Raw genomic sequence first — 2,562 nt, 5'->3', positions numbered from 1 at the left:
TTTCGCCAAAATGGTTCAACCATTCCGCGATTTTTGTCTTGACTTCTCAGGCAAGAAGAGGCAATATGTAAATAAATTTTTGTCATTATTGTGGCAAATATGTAATATTTATAGGGTTTCTTCCAAATTTGAGAGGTTATTTATATTAATTCTAATACTTTTTATCTAAATAAAAATATTTTTAAGAGTGTTATTAGTATCATAAAAAAGGATACGATACCTAGAATCCAAAAAAAGAGTTCAATATTATTTATAAAACGATTATTCTTAGAGTTTTTAGTATCATCTATTTTAGAATAACTGATTGTATTTTCTTGTTTTTCAGTTGTAGTAGGATATACTTTGTATAAGAGTTTATAGTTAAGTTTTTGTTTTTCTTCCTCAGAAACTTTAGCATTATTTATTTTAAAAGCAATTAAATCTGAGGTGTATTCTAATATTTCTTTATTGTCCACAAGATAGTATATACGATTACTTTCTTCTTTGGTTTCTATAAAAGTATCAATATGCTTAGATAAATTTTCAAAAGTTTGAGATGTTTCATTAAGTAAAAAATCCCAAATATTTTTACAAGAAATTTTCACATATAATTTTTCATAGGTTTTATTAGACATATCAAAAAATATGTCTTTAAAAAGATAATCCTCTTGTGTTTTAAATAGATGATAACATATTTTTTTATTTATCTCACCATCCTTTTTATAATATTCTCCCAAGAAACGAGAAGAAGGACTTTTTTGTTTTAGATTTATATATGACAAAACCTGAGTGTTTATAGAAAGATGCTTAGGTTTTTTAATTGAATGATTTTCACAATGAATACTTGTCAAATGTTGATGATTACCAGCTTGTAATTCTTCTGTCTGATTATTATTTGCATGAAGTTGCACAAGGTTTTTAGGCAATTGTATGATTTTTTTAATATGATTATCGGTAACATCTAAGTATTGCAAACTATTAATTGTTGTTAGATTTTCTATAGAAGAAATTGAGTTGTTAGCGAAATACGCATGAACTATTTTCGAATTTTTAAACAGTGGAATCTCTGTAATCTCATTATTGCTAAAATTTATGTTGTCAAGATTCGGAAGTTCCGTTATTGAATCAATAGACTTTACGGCATTATTGCTTAAGTCTATGGTTTTTAAAGTTGATAAATTTCTTAGGATATTAATATCGTGTATTTTATTAGACTTTAATGATAGTGTTTTAAGGTCTTTAAAATTAGAGAGTACACTAATGTCACTAAAATTACATCCATGTAAGGAAAGATGTTTGAGTTTTGTCCATTTCTTTAATGGACTAATGTCTGTAATGTTTTTTGAATTCAGATATAATTGTTCTAAATGTGTGAGTTTGGAAATGATATCTATAGAAGAAAATGTTCCTTGATGTAATGAAAGTGATGTAAGCTTAGATAATTTACCTAAATCAACTATATCGGTAATGTTTTGTAAATCTATTTCAAGATGCTCAAGATTCGGGAATTTTTTCAGAAAAGAAAGCGAATTATTACTTTCAATTATTGCAGATCCAGTGCTTAAATTTTTCACATTAGGAAAACTATAATCACCATTGAAATTAATTTTATTTGTGAAGTCTTCTTGAAAATTTATATTGAGGTATTCTAGTAGCGTGCAATCTTTTAATGAAGCAATATTTATTTCCTGATCTACATCAATCTTTAGACTAATTAACTTTTTGTAGTTCTTTAAAAAGCTAAAATCTCCATTCATATATGGAAAGTGCATATTATACGGGTCAAATACATAGACAGAGTCTTCTCCATTATCATTTTGTCTATGCTCAATAAAATGATCTATATCTACTTCAATTTTTAAAGAAGTCGCTAATTCTTGTATGCGTTGTTCAATAGATTTCATAACATTTTTTGTTTATCAATACAAATCTCAAGTAAAGCTACGCATTTATATTGCGCAGTAGAAGATTGTGAAATCTAAATAGGCAACAGTAGGCGAGATTCGAACCCGCGACCTCATGCGTGATAGGCATGTACTCTTCCAATTGAGCTACTACTATTGCCATTGTATAACAAAGATTGAGCGAGATTTGAACTCGCACCTCCAGATATGAGCCCGGTATTCTTCCATTAAACCATCAATCTCTGCGTATCAAAATTTCTTATTCTTATTATTATAAAAAGTGTAGCAGACGGGACTCGAACCCGCAACCTTCGTTTTGTTGACGATATTCTTCCAATTATCTTGAACTACTGCCACATCTTTTATATTTTATTGTACAGCAGACGAGATTCGAACTCGCAACCCCATGCGTGACAGGCATGTATTCTTCCAGTTGAACTACTGCTGTGTTTTTTCTTTATTTTACCAATCTACAATACAATAGTTCTTTAATAACTTTCCTGTAAATATAGTATTGTTTTTTTCATTTTCATAGATAGGATGCACGATTCTTGAAGCGCCATCAACAGGGTCGAGTGGCGGAATGTATCCTTTTTCAAATTGTTTTTTACGTAAAGTTTCATTCGCGCCTGTAGAAACCCAACCAACATCAACGGCGTTCATATAAATATGATCTTTT

Annotated in this window: 1 protein-coding gene, 4 tRNA genes and 1 pseudogene; all 6 read right to left on the bottom strand. The window is 29.1% G+C overall.

Features of this window, described 5'->3' with window-relative positions:
• Window positions 1–161 precede the first annotated feature (161 nt).
• Window positions 162–1,883: a leucine-rich repeat domain-containing protein gene (locus AB8B65_RS03875; protein WP_405299540.1), complete on the bottom strand. Its 1,722-nt coding sequence runs from the start codon at window positions 1,881–1,883 to the stop codon at window positions 162–164.
• 84 nt (window positions 1,884–1,967) lie between these two features.
• Window positions 1,968–2,040 (bottom strand) — tRNA-Asp (locus AB8B65_RS03870).
• A 15-nt stretch (window positions 2,041–2,055) separates the two neighbouring features.
• A tRNA-OTHER gene (locus tag AB8B65_RS03865) sits at window positions 2,056–2,125 on the bottom strand.
• 39 nt (window positions 2,126–2,164) lie between these two features.
• Window positions 2,165–2,240, bottom strand: a tRNA-Cys gene (locus AB8B65_RS03860).
• 18 nt (window positions 2,241–2,258) lie between these two features.
• A tRNA-Asp gene (locus tag AB8B65_RS03855) sits at window positions 2,259–2,331 on the bottom strand.
• A 14-nt stretch (window positions 2,332–2,345) separates the two neighbouring features.
• A pseudogene (locus AB8B65_RS03850) lies at window positions 2,346–2,562 on the bottom strand (SDR family NAD(P)-dependent oxidoreductase); the annotation flags it as partial.

The organism is Kordia sp. (assembly GCF_045105435.1).
Classification (GTDB): Bacteria; Bacteroidota; Bacteroidia; order Flavobacteriales; family Flavobacteriaceae; genus Kordia.
Note: the sequence above shows the minus strand (reverse complement) of the source record. Positions and strands in the feature narration are given on the sequence as shown.

Excerpts from the sequence above, each read along its gene's own strand:
- AB8B65_RS03875 (WP_405299540.1), bottom strand. The coding sequence starts at position 1,883 with ATGAAATCTATTGAACAACGCATACAAGAATTAGCGACTTCTTTAAAA.